The following is a 16,348-nucleotide window of genomic DNA, read 5'->3' on the forward strand; positions in this document are numbered from 1 at the left end:
CGCTATGAAGATCCACAAGTACGACACCGTCATCGTCGGCGCCGGCGGCGCCGGCATGCGCGCCGCCATCGAGGCGACGAAGCGCAGCCGCACCGCCGTGCTGACGAAGCTCTACCCCACCCGCTCCCACACGGGCGCCGCGCAGGGCGGTATGGCCGCCGCGCTCGCCAATGTGGAGGAGGACAACTGGGAGTGGCACACCTTCGACACGATCAAGGGCGGTGACTACCTGGTCGACCAGGACGCCGCCGAGATCCTCGCGAAGGAGGCCATCGACGCCGTCCTCGACCTGGAGAAGATGGGTCTGCCGTTCAACCGGACCCCGAACGGCACCATCGACCAGCGCCGGTTCGGCGGGCACTCCCGCAACCACGGCGAGGCCCCGGTGCGCCGCTCCTGCTACGCGGCCGACCGCACCGGCCACATGATCCTCCAGACGCTGTACCAGAACTGCGTCAAGGAGGGCGTCGAGTTCTTCAACGAGTTCTACGTCCTCGACCAGCTGATCACCGAGGTCGACGGCGTCAAGCACTCGTCGGGCGTCGTCGCCTACGAGCTGGCGACCGGTGAGATCCATGTCTTCCAGGCGAAGGCCGTGATCTACGCCTCCGGCGGCACCGGCAAGTTCTTCAAGGTGACCTCCAACGCGCACACCCTCACCGGTGACGGCCAGGCCGCCGTGTACCGGCGCGGGCTGCCGCTGGAGGACATGGAGTTCTTCCAGTTCCACCCGACCGGCATCTGGCGCATGGGCATCCTGCTGACGGAGGGCGCCCGCGGTGAGGGCGGCATCCTGCGCAACAAGGACGGCGAGCGCTTCATGGAGAAGTACGCGCCGGTCATGAAGGACCTCGCGTCCCGTGACGTCGTCTCCCGGTCCATCTACACGGAGATCCGTGAGGGCCGCGGCTGCGGTCCCGAGGGCGACCATGTGTACCTGGACCTCACGCACCTCCCGCCGGAGCAGCTGGACGCCAAGCTCCCGGACATCACGGAGTTCGCGCGTACCTACCTGGGCATCGAGCCGTACACGGACCCGATCCCGATCCAGCCGACCGCGCACTACGCCATGGGCGGCATCCCGACGAACGTCGAGGGTGAGGTCCTCTCGGACAACACCACCGTCGTCCCGGGCCTGTACGCGGCCGGCGAGGTCGCCTGTGTCTCCGTGCACGGCGCCAACCGTCTCGGCACCAACTCGCTCCTGGACATCAACGTCTTCGGGCGCCGCGCGGGCATCGCCGCCGCCGAGTACTCGGCGAAGAGCGGTTACGTGGAGCTGCCGGAGGACCCGGCGCGTCTGGTCGTCGACCAGGTCGAGCACCTGCGGGCGTCGACCGGCACCGAGCGGGTCGCGGAGCTGCGCCGGGAGCTCCAGGACACGATGGACGCCAATGTGATGGTGTTCCGTACGGAGCAGACCATCAAGACGGCCGTCGACAAGATCGCCGAGCTGCGCGCGCGGTACCGGAACGTGTCCGTCCAGGACAAGGGCAAGCGGTTCAACACGGACCTGCTGGAGGCCATCGAGCTGGGCAACCTGCTCGACCTGGCCGAGGTCATGGCCGTCTCCGCGCTGGCCCGCAAGGAGTCCCGGGGCGGCCACTACCGCGAGGACTACCCCAACCGCGACGACGTCAACTTCATGCGCCACACCATGGCGTACCGCGAGGTCGGCGCCGATGGCTCCGAGACCATCCGTCTCGACTACAAGCCGGTCGTCCAGACCCGCTACCAGCCGATGGAGCGTACGTACTGATGGCTACTCCCGTACTCGACAAGGTGGAGGCCGAGTCCGCCGCCTCGCACCTGATCACGGTCACCTTCCGCATCCGCCGCTTCAACCCCGAGGTCGCCGCGGAAGCCGTGTGGGAGGACTTCCAGTTCGAGATCGACCCCAAGGAGCGGGTCCTCGACGGGCTGCACAAGATCAAGTGGGACCTGGACGGCACCCTGACGTTCCGCCGTTCCTGCGCCCACGGCATCTGCGGCTCGGACGCGATGCGGATCAACGGCCGCAACCGGCTGGCGTGCAAGACGCTGATCAAGGACATCAACCCCGACAAGCCGATCATGGTCGAGCCCATCAAGGGTCTGACGGTCCTCAAGGACCTGATCGTCGACATGGACCCGTTCTTCCAGGCGTACCGCGACGTCATGCCGTTCCTGATCACCAAGGGCAACGAGCCGACCCGTGAGCGCCTCCAGAGCGCGGAGGACCGCGAGCGGTTCGACGACACCACCAAGTGCATCCTGTGCGCGGCGTGCACGTCGTCCTGCCCGGTGTTCTGGAACGACGGCCAGTACTTCGGCCCCGCCGCGATCGTGAACGCCCACCGCTTCATCTTCGACTCGCGCGACGAGGCCGGCGAGCAGCGGCTGGAGATCCTCAACGACAAGGACGGCGTGTGGCGCTGCCGCACCACGTTCAACTGCACGGACGCGTGCCCGCGCGGTATCGAGGTCACGAAGGCGATCCAGGAGGTGAAGCGGGCGTTGATCACGCGCCGCTTCTGACCTGACCGGTCGGGCCTCAGGACGTATGCGAGGGCCGCCGTATCCCCGGGTGGGGGTGCGGCGGCTTTCGTGTGGGGCGGCACGCCCGTAGTCATCGCCGTCGGGGTTCGGCCCACGGGGTTGGCACCGCCTTCACCGCTGGGCGCGCCGGGCCACCGTGTACGCGGTCGGGCCGGTGAGCCCCGCCCCTGTGCCGTCGGACATGTCCAGGACCTCGAAGCCGGACGCTTCCGCACAGCGTTCCAGCTCCTGCGGGAACAGGACCCGCCGGGGGATCTCGTCCTGGGCCTCGTCGCCCGAGGGGAGCACCCAGTGCCGATGCGTGGTGTTGATGCGGGTCCGCGGGTCCCACGAGTGCCGGACGGTGACCGTGGCCGGTCCCCCCGGGGTGTCGACGGTGGCCGTGGTCGGCCCGGCCCGGGTGATCGGAGCGATGGGAGAGCACAGCACGAGCAGCGCGCCCGGTCCGGCGTGGGCCGCGAAGGTGTCGAAGACCTGACCGATCCCCTTGTCGTCACGCACATGGGCGAGGCTGTTGCCGATACAGGTCACCACGTCCATGAGCATCCGGAGCCGTACCGTGCGCATGTCCCCGGTGCGGACGTCCAGCCCCGGCCGGATGTGGCGGGCGTGGCCGACCATGCCGGGCTGGAGGTCCACGCCGACGCATGCGAAGTGCTGGGCGAAGACCTCCAGGTCCCGTCCGGTACCGCATCCGAAGTCGATCAGAGTCCGGGCGTCCGGCCGGTACCGCCGGATCAGCTCGTGGACTCTCTCGGCGCTCGTACTGTCGGACTGGACGAAGTCGTAGAGGGCCGGGTCCCGGTACAGGAGGTTGGTGACTTCCAAGGTGTTCGGCTTCCCTGCGGGGGGGGCTGGTCACATGAGGCTTCTCAGTCCGATCTCCAGGGCGAGTACGTCGCACAACAGGTCGGGGACGAGCGGGACGGCATCGGCCCTCCGTGCGTGCCCGGGCGAGAGTCTTGCCGTCAACGTAGCCGAGGTCCACCAGGACCGATTCCTTCAGCATCTCGTCCAGTGCGGGCAGACCGTGGCAGCGCAGGCCCTTCTCCAGCACGGCGAGGAAGTTCTCCGGCTCGGCCGGACTCGCCACCCATGCGGGCAGGCCGACCCGTCGCATCCGCTCACGGAACAGGGACTTTCGACGTTTGTGCTCATGTGGCAGTTGCTCCATGAACCGAACGATCCGAGGGTGGACCAGCGGGCTCACCGGCCAGACTCCGGCCCGGAGGTATCCGGGGTTGTGCATTACGAACGCCATCAGGTCGGCACGGGCAGCACGGGGATGGGCGCAAGGTGTTCATCGACAGGCTGGACAGACAACGGGCTCGTCTTCACCACCCCACCGGTAGACCTCTCGATCCCACCAACCTCACCCGCCGCTTCCGCCGTCTCCTCCACCGCGCGCAGCTCCGGACCATCCGCTTCCACGACCTTCGACACTCGACCGCGACCCTGCTTCTGGAACAGGGCATCGACCTCGTCGTCATCAAGGAACTCCTCGGCCACGCCCACATCGGCGTCACCACCGGCGTCTACGCCCACGTCCGACTCCGCCTCCAGCGCCAGGCCATCGACACCCTGAGCGACGCACTGGCTGAGGGCGACGACTCCGAAGAGCCGCCGCCCTCAGCGGTGGTCGTCCGCTGACGTTGCCGTCAGCGTTGCCGTCAAACGGCGTTACGCGGGACTCTGGCCATCTGCTTCCACAGGAATATGGGCCACAGTCACTACGCCAGAGAACGAACTTTCCACCACAATGCGGTCACCTGGAGAATAGACCCAGAATTCCGGTACGGATTCTGCGATATCCGGCAGGTGAGAGATGGAGAATTCAAGCCCCATCTCTACACTCGGAACCGCCAAGCTCTCCCAGAAAAAGATTAGGCTACCAGCCTTCGGGGCGAACTGTTGGATTACGGTGCTCAGCTCGATGGAACCCGACTCCATCGAGCTGAGCACCAAACCATCAGCCACCGCGCCCCACGCGATCGCACCGTCGGAGCTGCGCGGGTAATGACTGAGGCTTTCGCGCTCGTACTGGAGATGCCGATCCAGGTTCAGCAGCTGCACACCCGGCCGGCCAACCCACGTTAGCCGTCGGTCACCCTGCTGATCTGCACGAACCACTCGAACCATAGATTTGGGCAGGAGGTCCGGCCTGGTTCCGTATACATCGTCGAGCGTCACGAATTACCGCCAAGCATTCTCGCGAAATCGTCTTCTGTCCCATTCCATGGCACTGCCCACTTACGCGCCGAGTCCCCCTTGCCGACTTCCACGTTGACATGGGGACCCTTCACTGGATCGTAATCCATCCTGAACCTCTTGAATTCACCGTTAACCCGAGTAGTGAATCCCACTACCTTGCCGTAGGTCGTCGGCGCAGATTCGAGACGTCCGATGTACGGCTGCCGAGTAGCTGGATCAACCTCACCCAACAGATCAAGCGCTTTGTTGCGGGCTTGTTCGAAGCTGTCAAAGCTAGGCAGGGTTACTTCCTTGCACGCCCCTCCGGAATTGTGAACCAGGACCGGAGTCTGCCCCGCCAGTACATAGTACGAGTGCAGGTCCTCGACCGTCAGGTTGTACGTGCGTGCGTGGCGGGTGTACTCGTGGTTGCCCGTGACGATGACCGTGTCGCCGTCGTCCGTGCTCAGGGTCATGCCGGGCTTGAGCTGGCGGGCCTCCAGCCAGGCGTCCTCCGAGGGGGACCAGAAGGGGTGGTCATGGGTGGCGGCAAGTTTCCGGACGCCATCCTCGGTGGCTATCGACAGGTCGTTGAAGAACTTTTCGCCCTGAGTGCGGATCAGTGCCGTGACTTCCCTGGGCCCTGCCTCCCCGGTCTCGGGGTCCGCGGCCAGGACCTGGTCGCCGATCTCTATTTCCTCGATGTTCTTGGCCGATGCATCGGCCAAGAGAACCGCGGTTCCGGCCAGAAAACACTTGCTGCACGGAGGGTTCGGTTTGCCCTTGAAGAACTTGGAGACCCTACTGCCTCCCTCTGTCGCGATCTTTACACCCTTGAGTGCAGGGATCGGGAGTTCAAGAGTGGCGTCAATGCAGTTCCCCAGACCTGGGTTGCTGAAGCACTCCCCTATGGTGTCGAAGTCGGGAACAAATACATCGACGGCCATATCTTTGGTGCCGCCCAGGAAGGAGACGCCCATGTTCCACAACTTGTTGGTCTGCTTCTTGGCCGGCGCTGACGTTCCGCCACCGCCCCCTTGATTACCCAGGTGCCCGCTGCTGTTCCCGTATCCACGGCCCGAGCCTCCACCACCGGTCGCGCCGCCACCAGCGCCGCCAGTGGCTCCGCCACCGGCGTTGCCGATTGAACTGCCACCGGATGGCCTGCCGCAGGTGTGATAGCAGCCTCCGGGACCTGTTCCGCCGCGCGGGATGCCTATGTTGGAGCGCTTCTCGCCTTTCTCCTTGGGGTGCGGCTCGCTCTTGCCTGCGCCGTCGTCCGTCCACAGCCCGGTGGGGTCGCTGGAGGTTACGGGGGTGTTGTTGGCGTACGCGTAGCCGTTCATCTGGAGCGGGTCGGCGAAGTCGATGATCGGGTCGGCGGAGAGGAAGCGGCCGGTGGACTGGTCGTACTCGCGGGCGCCGATATGGGTCAGGCCCGTGACCTTGTCGTCGATGCCGACGCCGAGGTAGCCGCGCTTGTTGGGCCAGCTCGTGGGCTGGGGGCCGCGGGCCTCGCCGTACGGCTTCGACGCGCGGCGGGTGACCGGCTGGTTGCCGGTGAGTTCGACGGTGGTGTTGGCCGTCCCGAGGTGGTCGGTGATCAGGGCGCTGCGGATGTGGGCCGTGGTGGAGCCGTTGTTGGTGGTGCGGGTGACCGACGGGGCGCCCGGGTGGGCGTAGGTGCGTGAGGCGCGGGTGATGGAGCCGGTCGCGTTGGTGGTGAGTTCGGTCTCGCCGAGGTACAGGGTGGAGCCCGCGGAGGAGTTCTCCAGGAGACGGTTGCCGGACGCGTCGTAGACGTAGCGGGTCGTCGTCCCGGAGACGGTGTCCGTGACGGAGTCGAGCTTGTTCTCCTGGGTCCAGTCCAACTGCTGTGTCGTGGCGGGCAGATCACGTGTCGTGGTGCTGCCGAGGGCGTCGTACGCGTAGGTGCTGCCGTCGCCGGTGGACCGGGTGACCGAGGTGAGGGTGTGCGGCTGGACCCACGTGGCGGGGGCCGTGCCGTTGCCGGGGACCTGCTTGCCGTACCGGTAGGTGTGGGTGACGCCGCTGGTCGCGTCTGCCGGGGTGTGTTCGACCATGGTGGCGCGGTTGCCGATGGCGTCGAAGGTGAACGACTGCCGGTAGCCGTTGGCGCCGCCCGCCACCGTGCCCGTGGCGGGTGCGGCGGCGGCCAGGGACGTGGTGAGGGTGCTGCCCGGGGCGGCGGGCTTGCCGAGGGCCTCGGCGACCGGGCCGCTGGAGGGCGCGCCGTCCGTGCGGTGGCCCCAGGTGGAGCCGTTCTGGGCCGCGCAGCCCTTCCCGGTGCCGGTCGGCTCGGTCTTGGAGGTCCAGGCGTGGGTGACCTGGCGCATCGTGTCGTACGTGAAGCACTGGTTGTCCCAGGGACCTGTCGAGTCACCGAGTTTGCGGGCGTGCGAGGTGATCGCGCCGGTGACGTCGTAGGAGTAGTAGCCGTCGGACACCCGGTGCGGTCCGGCGGTCTCGCGGTCGGTGACGGTGCGCTGGAGGCGTCCGGTGGCCCGGTCCAGGAAGTTGGTGGTCCACAGCCGGTCGGGCTGGGAGCCGCTGACCACCCGCATCACCTCTCCGTACGGGGAGTAGGTGACGTCGGAGGTGTACCAGTTGGCGCCGGACGTGGTCTCGGGGAGCCCGTCCTCGTTGTAGCGGGTGACGACCTTCTCGGCGGCGAGGCCGCCCTTGGCGGGCAGCGTCACGGAGTGGGGCTTGCCGGTCGGCGTGTACGCGTACCCGTACGTGTAGGTGCCGTGCAGGCCTGTCGTCATCGGGTTCGACGGGATCACCGTCTGCCGGCCGGTGGGCCGGTACTCGGTGTCGTAGCCGGTGACCCGGTCGATGTAGTCGCCGGCCGAGGTGTGGCGGATCGAGGCGACGGGCAGCCCGAGGGCGCCGGCCCCGTCGAAGGTGAACTCCTTGGCGGGATCGGCCGTGGCGGAACCGTGGCGGATCTTCGTGACGCGGCTCAGCTCGTCGTACTCGGTGTGGGTCGTGCGCTGCTTCGCGTCCCGGACGGACACGGGCCGGTCCGCGTCGTCGTACTCGGTGTGCGTGGTGCCGCTGTCGGGGTCGACGGTGTCGGTGAGGCGTCCTCGGGTGTCGTGGGTGAACGCCCAGACATTGCCCTCGGGGTCGGTGACCTTGCTGCGGTTGCCGCGCGGGTCGTAGGTGTAGCTGGTGGCGCGCCAGGTGGACTCGCCGGAGCCGGTGTGGTGCCGGACGGCCTCCACCCGGCCGAGCGGGTCGGTGTAGGTGCGGATGGCGGGGGTGGAGCTGCCGGGCGGGTCGACGTAGGTGCTGGTGTCGGCGTACTTGGTGGTGGTCGAGTACTTCTGGCTGCGGCCGTGCTCGACGGTCTGCCGGGTCACCCGGTTCCGGGCGTCGTAGGTGTACTTCACCGTGCTGGGGATCAGCGTCGGGGACCTGACCTGGAAGGGATCCGTGCTGGGTTCGCCCTTGGCGACATAGCCGCCGGTCTGTTCGGAGACGAGGCCCCGCTGGTCGTACTTGGTGTCGGTGATGATCCGGCCGGGGCCGTGTGCCTCGGTCTGGGTCTGGATCTGGCGCAGGAGGCCGTCGTAGAGGGTGACCTGCCGGCCGTATCCGCCGTCGTCCTTGAGGGTGCGCACGGTGACGGCGGCCGGTGAGGTCTTGCTCGCGGTGGCGGTGGCGTTCTGGTAGGAGACCTCGACATTCGCGTTCTGGGCGCCGGCTGATCGGGAGGCGGACCAGCCCTTGGTCAGCCGGCCCAGGTCGTCGTACTCGGTGCGGGTGACGCGGCCGTTGGGGTCGGTGACGGTGAGCGGGAGTCCGCGGGCCGGGTCCAGCGTGGTGACGGTGGTGTGGCCCTTGGCGTTGATCGTCCTGGTGGAGGTGACGGGGCCGCCCGCGTCGCCAGGGGTGTACTGGGTCTCGGTGGTTCCCACCAGCGGGTTGGTGACCTTGCGGGGTCGGCCGAGCGGGTCGTAGGTGAGCGTGGAGGTGACGGAGTGGGCGGTGCCGTCGCCGTTGATGCCGGCGACGGAGGTGGGGGAGCCCTTGGTGGGGGTCGCCCCGTGGGCGAGGCCGTCGTAGCTGGTGCGGACCGAACCCGTCAGTTCGGTGGCCGGGTCGGCGCCCGCGAAGCCGGCGCACGGCGTGGCGGTGCTGCGGACCTCCTTGGCCAGTCCGATGAGCCAGTCCGTGGTGTTGTGGACGTAGGAGGTCCTGGCGCAGCGCTGGTCGGACAGGGTCTCGCCGCCGCCCGCGGTGGGCTTGACGACCGAGGTCTCGGTCTCGACGGGCAGCCCATAGGTGTCGTCGACCTCGCTGGTCTCGCGCACCGCCTGCCAGCTCCCGTTGTCCAGGTTCTGGATGGTGTCGTTGCGCCGGATGCCGGTGCGGTGGGCCTTCAGATCGGTCAGCGCGGTGCCGCCGTCGGCCTCGCGTGCGCGGGACGCCGTCTCCTTGGACCACAGACGGTTGACCGAACGCTGTACCACCTTGCCCTGGGAGTGTTCGTGGACGATGGTCTCCGCGGTCATTCCGGCGTACTGGCGCTCGTCCTTGCCCAGCGGGGCGTCCTTGGAGTCCTTGAGATCCTCGCCGGTGCCGAGGTAGTAGCGGCTGCGGGTCAGGGAGTGGGACTTGGGCTCGTCATCCGCGGCCGGGGTGATGCTCTTCATGCCCTTGGTGGTGCTGACCTGCCGGTAGCCGCGCCAGTCGCTGTAGGTGCGCAGGGCGAGGGGCTGGAACTCGTCGTCGGCCCGGGACCAGGCGGGCCCCTCGTAGGTGTACTTCGTGTGGACGGGGTTGCCGTGGGTGGTCACCTTGTCGAGCTCGGTGACGGCGGCGACCACGTACTTGTTGAACCACGCCTTCGCGGGCTTGTCGACCTCGCCGTCCGGGGACCAGCGGACGGGGTAGCAGGTGTCGTTGCCGCGGCCCTTGTCCGTGGTGGGTTCGGTCCGGCAGCCGCCGGTGTACTCGACGGATATCTCGCCGCCCGCCTCGGTGGCGACGGAGCCGATGCGGGGCCGGGTGAACGACGGCCGTTCGTCGCGGCCCGGCTTCTTCACCAGATTGGGCAGTTGCCGGTCCCTGAGCCACTTGTTGAGGGGGGAGCCCGAGCCGACGGTGTAGCGGGCGAAGTTGACGCCGTCCTTGGACTGGGGGGTGCCCTCGGTGTCCCCGGGGCCGAAGCCCTTACGGGAGATCGAGTCCAGCCACAGGCCCGGCGCCATGCTGTACCAGTCCTGCGGGAACGACTGGCCGAGGGTGTACGTGTCGGTCTTCTGGAGGGCCGCCGATCCGGGGCGCTGGCCGTACGTGGTGATCTCGGACAGCCGGACCCGGCTCCAGAACGACGGGAAGGAGGGGCAGAGGTCGGAGGTGGCCTTGCAGTTCAGATTGCCCGGGGTGTCCCACCAGGCCAGGTACGCACCCGGGTCACCGGTCTGGTCGAACTTCGACGGGGCGCACACGGTCGCCGAGGCGAGACAGCGTTCGGCGACCACGAAGTCGACCTTGGCGGACGGCTTGGTGAGGTTGTCGGCCCGCATGCCGTACTCGATGTGATCGGGGTAGGCGCCGCGGTCGTATGCCTCGGGGGTCTTGAACTTCTTCTTCACCGCGTAGTGGTTGGTGGCCTGCTGCCAGTCGATCACCATGGCGTTGCCGTGGACGTCGACGACCTTGTCCAGGCCCCAGCGCCAGGCCTGCTGCTTGCCGGTGCCGCAGCGGGACGCGGCGAAGGTGGCCTCGTGGCAGGGCTCGCCGGGGTGGTTGCCGAAGACCGGCACGGTGGAGACGGAGTCGGTGACGGCGTGGCCGCCGCCGACCTCGTGCAGGCCGTAGTAATGGACCGTGCCGTCGGTCGTGGTGACCACCCAGTACTCGCCGTTGTTGTCACCGTTGGTGGCGCCGACACGCCGCTCGACGCGGGTGCCGTCGTCGTTCTGCGGACGGTAGATCTCGGTGGCGGTCTCCGGGTCGCTGCCCGCGGGGGCGTCCCGGACGAGTTCGGTGGTCTTGCCGCCGAACGACATCACGGCGTTGTACGAGACCCAGCACAGGTCGCTGGTCTTGTCCTTCTTGGCCGTGTTGTTGGGCGCCTTGGGATTCGTGGTGCCCGGGTCGAGGGGCTTGCGGTCGTCCTCGCAGGGGCGGTACCGGCGTTCGATGTGGCCCGGGTCGTAGTCCCAGCCGTCGCCGATCCAGGACGCCTGCGGGGAGGTCACCGAGGTACGCCCGTCCACGGACTGCGAGTTGTAGCCGAGGGCGATGGACGGGGCGGGACCGGCGGGTGCGGCCGGGACGGTGACCGGGTAGGTCCAGGCGAAGCCGCCCGAGGAACCACCCGCCTCCCACTTGCCGCTGGAGGCGAGGGGGGTGGCCTTGAAGGAGCCGCCCGCGCCGCTTCCCGAGTCGACGGCGCCGATGACGGTCCGGTCCCCGGTGGCGGCGGCCCGGGTGGCCCCGGCGCTGCCGGTCTTCCGGTACAGGGCGGGTACGGCGCCCGCGGCGTCGCCGGAGCGGGCAGAGGCGCCCGAGAGCGGCGGGGCGGGGGTACCGCTGCCGTCGGCCGTGGTGTCGACCGTGGCCGTGAGCGACCGGGCCAGCGAGTCGTTGGCCGTCTCCAGCGGCTCGTACTGCTGGCACTCCTCTTCGGCGGGCGTCGTCAGATAGCACTCGGGGAACTGGACGAGGCGCAGCCGGGACGACCAGTCGGCGCCGTACAGGTTGGTGAACTTGGTGTAGTCCAGCTTCACGCGGACGGGCACCGAACCGGTGGCCGGGGCCTGGATCGTGAGGACCGTCCCGTCGATGCCCGCCGACACGGGAGCGGTGCGGTCGGCGATGGCGACCTGCCAGGTGCCGGTGGGCGCGGGCTGGTCGGGTGCCTGTCCGAGGCTGACCGGCAGGGTGCCCACGGGGACCGGAGGTGGCGGTTCGGCCGCCGCGCTCCGGGCGGCCCCGCCGACGGGCGCCTGCCGTGGGGCCGTGGCGGGGCCGGCCGGGGAGCCGAAGGAGACCGAGGCACCGGCCGCGGGCGGTGGTGTGGCGGTGCCTGCCGGCACCTGCTGCTGGTCGGCGGGCGCCGCGTCGGCCCGGAGGGTCTCGATGTCCCGGTTGCTGGTCGCGCCCGAAAGCGGGACTTCCTTGGTGAGGCTTTCGAGGCTCAGGGTGTCGCGGCCCACCACCTCGCCCGTGGCCGGAACGGGCGGCACCGCGAACGCGGTGGCGGGCAGCAGCCCCACGAGCAGTGCGGCGCTGACGGCCGGGACGACGGCCAGGCGGTAGCGGCGGGCCGGGCGCGGGACAGACGAAAGAGGACGACCGAACACGGCGAGATCCCTCCGGACCGTTCGGAGCGGGCCGGAGAGGACCACGCGTGATGGCGGTAGCAATGGCGCAGATTGTGTGTCCGTCGTGTGGAGGTACGCCAGAGATGTCGAGACTCTGTGATCATCATCACGGTGCGTAAGGATTCGAACACACACTGACGGTTCATCAGGTGATATACGCCATGAAAGTCAGGTGTAGCCGACTGATCGTGCATGTACGACTGATGACTGCATAGCTGGACCAACAGCCCGTCAGTTCGTCACGAATACGCCCACTTCACAGTGTTTCGTTCGCCCGTCGCCCCAGGTCGGCCGAGCGTCGTTCCCCGCCCTCAGGAGTGAAGGGAGGCCCGCTCGGTTCCCGCACGGAGCGCGCTCCGCCGATGACCGGAGGGTGACGGGGGGCCCGGATTGAGCCATCATCGGCTCGCCTCGCCACGCCCAGTTCACGGATCGGGGAGATCCAGGGGTGCGGCCGGTCCACAGCTCCGGCCGCCCCGCGCTCCGGACTCCAGGGGGAAGAGGAACCCATGACGCGTACGACGCGCACACCTCGCGCATGGCTCCGCCCGCGCGACCGGCCCGGCACACCCGGCGCCCGGGCCCCGGGCCGGGCCACCACCGCCGCCGTGCTGGCGGCCGCGGTCGTCGCGAGCGGTCTCGCGTACACCGCTCTGCGCCCCGACGATTCCCCGCCGGACCGTGACGGCCCCGGCACCGCCGCGCGCAAGCCCGCCGCCGCCCCGGTGACGGAGCCCGACGCGGCGGCCGAGGCCGCGCGCACGGGACGGAAGACCGAGGCCACCGCGGCGCGGACGGCCAACTCCCGTACATGGGCCCGGCCGGACGGGCTGATGGCCACGCAGTTCCACTCGGCAGCCGTGCACGCCAGATCGGGCGACAGCTGGCTCCCGATCGACCTCGATCTGCGGCGCACCGGCCACGGCTGGGAGCCCACCCTCTCCAACACGCGACTCGTCTTCTCGGCGGGTTCACGGTCCGGAGGCTCACCGGCCGCGGGCCCACCGGTCGCAGGTTCACCGGCTGCGGGCTCACCGGCCGCGGGCTCTTCTGCCATAGGCTCTTCTGCCACAGGCGGACAGCGGAGCGGGTCCGCCGACCGGGCGTCCAGGACCGCGCCGCGCGGCCCGCTCCAGCACGCCGTCCCCCGGCAGGGCCCCGGGCAGGCGCCCGCGAACACCGCCTCCGCCAACCCGCTCGCCACGATGTACGTCGGGACGCACACGATCCAACTCACCTGGCCCGGCACCGTGCCCGTGCCCGTCATCGACGGCAACCGCGCCCTGTACCCGGAGATCTTCCCGGGCGCCGATCTGGTGCTGACCGCCGACGACATCGGCTTCGCCCCCGTCCTGGTGCTCAAGAACCGCCAGGCCGCGGCCCATCCGCTCGCGCAACGACTCGACTACGGACTCAGCTCGGAGACGCTCTCGTTCCGGCTCGACCCCCTGTCGGGCGTCGTCAGCGCACACGACGCGGACGGCGAGGAAACCGCCCTCTCCCCCTCCCCCCTGATGTGGGACAGCAGCGGACTGCCCGCGGTCACCGACGGCGAGGTGGGGGCCAGCGCCCAGCCGACCGAAGCGGAGACGTCCGGACCGGCGGACCCCGGCCCCACCGTGCCGGAGCAGAGCCCGAGCCCCTCGGAACTGCCGCCCGAATCCGACGAGCAGGCCGACCCTGAAGGGGAGGTCCTGCCGACCGCGACGGACGGTCCGCAGACCGAGCCCGCAGAGCCGGTACTGCCGACCGCCCCGGCCGAGCCGACCCCCGAACCCTCCCGGACGGGCACCACCGAGACCCTCGGTCTGCCGTCCCTGAACGGACCCGCGCCCGACTCCCGCGGCGAGGTGATCGAGTCGGACCTCGGCGAAGCGTCCTGGACCCTGACACCGGACCAGGAGTTCCTTGCGGACCCGGCCACGACCTATCCCGTCTTCGTCGACCCGGCCTTCACCAAGCCGACCGTGAGCTGGACCACCGCCTACAGCAGGCACCCCAACGCCACGTTCTACAACGGCAAGGGATTCAACAAGGGCGGCACGCACGAGGCCCGCGTCGGCTACGAATCCGACACCTGGGGCACCTCCCGCTCGTTCTTCAACATCGGCCTGGGCGGCCGGCTGGACGGCGTCCAGATCAAGAGCGCCGTGCTGATCACCCTGTCGACCTACTCCTGGTCGTGCAGCCCACGGTCGATGAGCGTCCATCTCACGAGCGAGGTCAACGGCCGCACCAACTGGCGCAACGCCCCGAAACTGCACGACGGCAACAAACAGGTGACCCGCAGCTTCGCGAACGGATACAAGGCCGCCTGCCCGGACAAGCATGTGAACTTCAGTCTGCGCGCCGCCGTGCAGAAGCGCGTCGACGCCGGCGACGACGACACCATCACGTTCGGGATGCGGGCCCGTGACGAGAACTCCCAGTACGCCTGGAAGAAATTCCGGGCCGTCAACGGCGGGCCGGTTCTGGAGATCGTCTACAACCGCCGGCCCGACACCCCCACCCACCTCGACCTGGGCCCCGAGGCCAAGTGCACCACCACAAAGCCGTACGTCGCGGTCGGCGCGGACGCCGTGACCCTCACCGCCAGGGCATCCGACAAGGACGGCAATCTCGACTACCTCGACTTCGACCTCTGGCCCACGGGCAGCTGGGACAACGGCGGTGACCGCCTCGGCTCGGCCGGCAGGATCGACGTCGGCGGTGACCGCGACGCGGCGCTGCGCACCACCAGCGCCCACTCCATCAAGAACTTCGCCAGCGGCACCGTGTTCTCCTGGCGTGTGCGGGCCGTCGACGACGCGAAGGCGACCTCTTCCTACACACCCGCACAGACCCCGTGCCGGTTCGTCTACGACAAGAACGCGCCCAAGCCTCCCCGGGTGAGCTCCACCGACTTCCCGAACGCGGACAGCGCGGAGAACGGGTTCGGCAACGACGGCGAGGACAGCAACTGGTCGGTGAAGAAGTTCGGCACGCCCGGCACGTTCACCGTCCGCGCCCTCAACAGCGACGTCGTGCGCTACGAGTACGGGTTCAACTCGGAGGTCTACACCGGATCGGTGAACCGGACCGCCGGGTCCAGCACCAGCACCGGCGCGACCATCTCCAACGCCAAGCCACCGGCCGCCGGCCCGAACGTCCTCTATGTCCGGGTGATCGACCAGGCGGGCAACGTCTCCCAGCCCACGAAGTACTTCTTCTATGTGACACCCCGCGACCAGGCCGACGCCGCCGGGGACTTCTCCGGTGACAGGCTGCCCGACATGATGGTCGTCACCGAAGGAGGCAACCTCGCGCTCTACCCGTCCCAGGGACACAGCGACCAGGTCGAGCGCGGCACCGGGGACCTCGACTACTCGATGTCCGGGGCCTACCGGGCCAACCCGGACAAGGACCCCAACGGGGACGACAAGCCGCCCTACGTCCCCGCCGCGTCAGGACACTTCAAGGGTGCGCTGATCACCCACAACGGGGACCTGTACGGCGGGGACGGTCTCCAGGACCTGGTGGTGAGGGTCGGGGGCCGCCTGTGGGTCTACCCGGGCGACGGGTACGGCGCCGTCAACATCGACCGGCGGCGCGAGATCCTGCTCCCGGGAAACGCGCCCTCACCCGCGTCGTTCACCCAGATCGTGGCCGCCGGTGATGTGACGGGAGACGGCCGGACCGACTTCTTCGTCACCGTCGGCGACGCCCTGTGGGTGTTCACCGGGTACCACGGAGCGACCGTCGAGCAGGCGACCCGACTGACCTCCGCGCCCTGGCTGGAACGGGACATCGTCTCCGGGCACGACGTCAGCGGCGACGGGGTCGCGGACCTGGTCTACCGGTCCGACGTCGGCAAGCTGCGGCTCCGCAAGGGCAAACCCGCCACCGGCGGCGGGACGGACCTCGTCTCCCTCGCCAGCGAGGCGAACTCCCTGGGCGGGGTGGACACGGTCTATGGCTCGGCCAACTGGACGGTCGCGAGTGTGCCGTTCGTGATGGGCACACCGGACGCCGACGGGGACTCCGTCCCGGACATCTGGGCGGTGCGCTCCGACGGGTCCGTGCGGTTCCACCCCGGCTCGCGGACGGCGCTGACCGGGGACGGAGGAATGATGATCGTGCCCAACAGCCGCTGGAGGACACGGATCGCCGTGGGATGACGGACGAAGGGTGACCGAGGGGCGGTCGGCCGTACGCCGACCGCCCCTCGGTCACCCGGCGAAGCACCCCGTACCGAGGACCGCCCGGACACACAC

General features: G+C 69.0%; 6 protein-coding genes and 1 pseudogene. 4 read left to right on the forward strand and 3 right to left on the reverse strand.

Going from position 1 to position 16,348, the window contains the following annotated elements:
- Window positions 1-4 precede the first annotated feature (4 nt).
- Window positions 5-1,759: a succinate dehydrogenase flavoprotein subunit gene (sdhA, locus tag OG711_RS15705; RefSeq protein WP_073783997.1), complete on the forward strand. Its 1,755-nt coding sequence runs from the start codon at window positions 5-7 to the stop codon at window positions 1,757-1,759.
- The gene (locus OG711_RS15710) at window positions 1,759-2,517 is read left to right on the forward strand and encodes a succinate dehydrogenase iron-sulfur subunit (RefSeq protein WP_073783995.1); all 759 of its coding nucleotides are present in this window, start codon (window positions 1,759-1,761) and stop codon (window positions 2,515-2,517) included. The genes sdhA and OG711_RS15710 overlap by 1 nt, the downstream gene beginning before the upstream one ends.
- 132 nt (window positions 2,518-2,649) lie before the next feature.
- Here the strand turns inward: OG711_RS15710 and OG711_RS15715 are convergent, their stop codons facing one another.
- Complete coding sequence (locus tag OG711_RS15715) at window positions 2,650-3,366, reverse strand: class I SAM-dependent methyltransferase (protein ID WP_329559526.1); 717 nt, start codon at window positions 3,364-3,366, stop codon at window positions 2,650-2,652.
- A 466-nt stretch (window positions 3,367-3,832) separates the two neighbouring features.
- Between OG711_RS15715 and OG711_RS15720 the strand changes: the two are divergent.
- Window positions 3,833-4,188 (forward strand): annotated as a pseudogene (locus OG711_RS15720) (tyrosine-type recombinase/integrase); the annotation flags it as partial.
- Between the two features lie 30 nt (window positions 4,189-4,218).
- Here OG711_RS15720 and OG711_RS15725 read toward each other — a convergent pair.
- Window positions 4,219-4,611, reverse strand: a complete 393-nt coding sequence (locus OG711_RS15725) for a hypothetical protein (RefSeq protein WP_329559527.1) — start codon at window positions 4,609-4,611, stop codon at window positions 4,219-4,221.
- 113 nt (window positions 4,612-4,724) lie between these two features.
- Window positions 4,725-12,074 (reverse strand): polymorphic toxin-type HINT domain-containing protein, encoded by a 7,350-nt coding sequence (locus OG711_RS15730; RefSeq protein WP_329559528.1) that lies wholly within the window; start codon window positions 12,072-12,074, stop codon window positions 4,725-4,727.
- A 530-nt stretch (window positions 12,075-12,604) separates the two neighbouring features.
- Here OG711_RS15730 and OG711_RS15735 point away from each other — a divergent pair.
- The gene (locus OG711_RS15735) at window positions 12,605-16,252 is read left to right on the forward strand and encodes an FG-GAP repeat domain-containing protein (protein WP_329559529.1); all 3,648 of its coding nucleotides are present in this window, start codon (window positions 12,605-12,607) and stop codon (window positions 16,250-16,252) included.
- The last annotated feature ends 96 nt before the right edge of the window (window positions 16,253-16,348 follow it).

The organism is Streptomyces uncialis, from assembly GCF_036250755.1.
Lineage (GTDB): Bacteria > Actinomycetota > Actinomycetes > Streptomycetales > Streptomycetaceae > Streptomyces > Streptomyces uncialis.

Bases quoted from the DNA above. Each gene is read 5' to 3' on its own strand.
- sdhA (WP_073783997.1), top strand. From the start codon at position 5: ATGAAGATCCACAAGTACGACACCGTCATCGTCGGCGCCGGCGGCGCC.
- OG711_RS15710 (WP_073783995.1), top strand. From the start codon at position 1,759: ATGGCTACTCCCGTACTCGACAAGGTGGAGGCCGAGTCCGCCGCCTCG.
- OG711_RS15735 (WP_329559529.1), top strand. From the start codon at position 12,605: ATGACGCGTACGACGCGCACACCTCGCGCATGGCTCCGCCCGCGCGAC.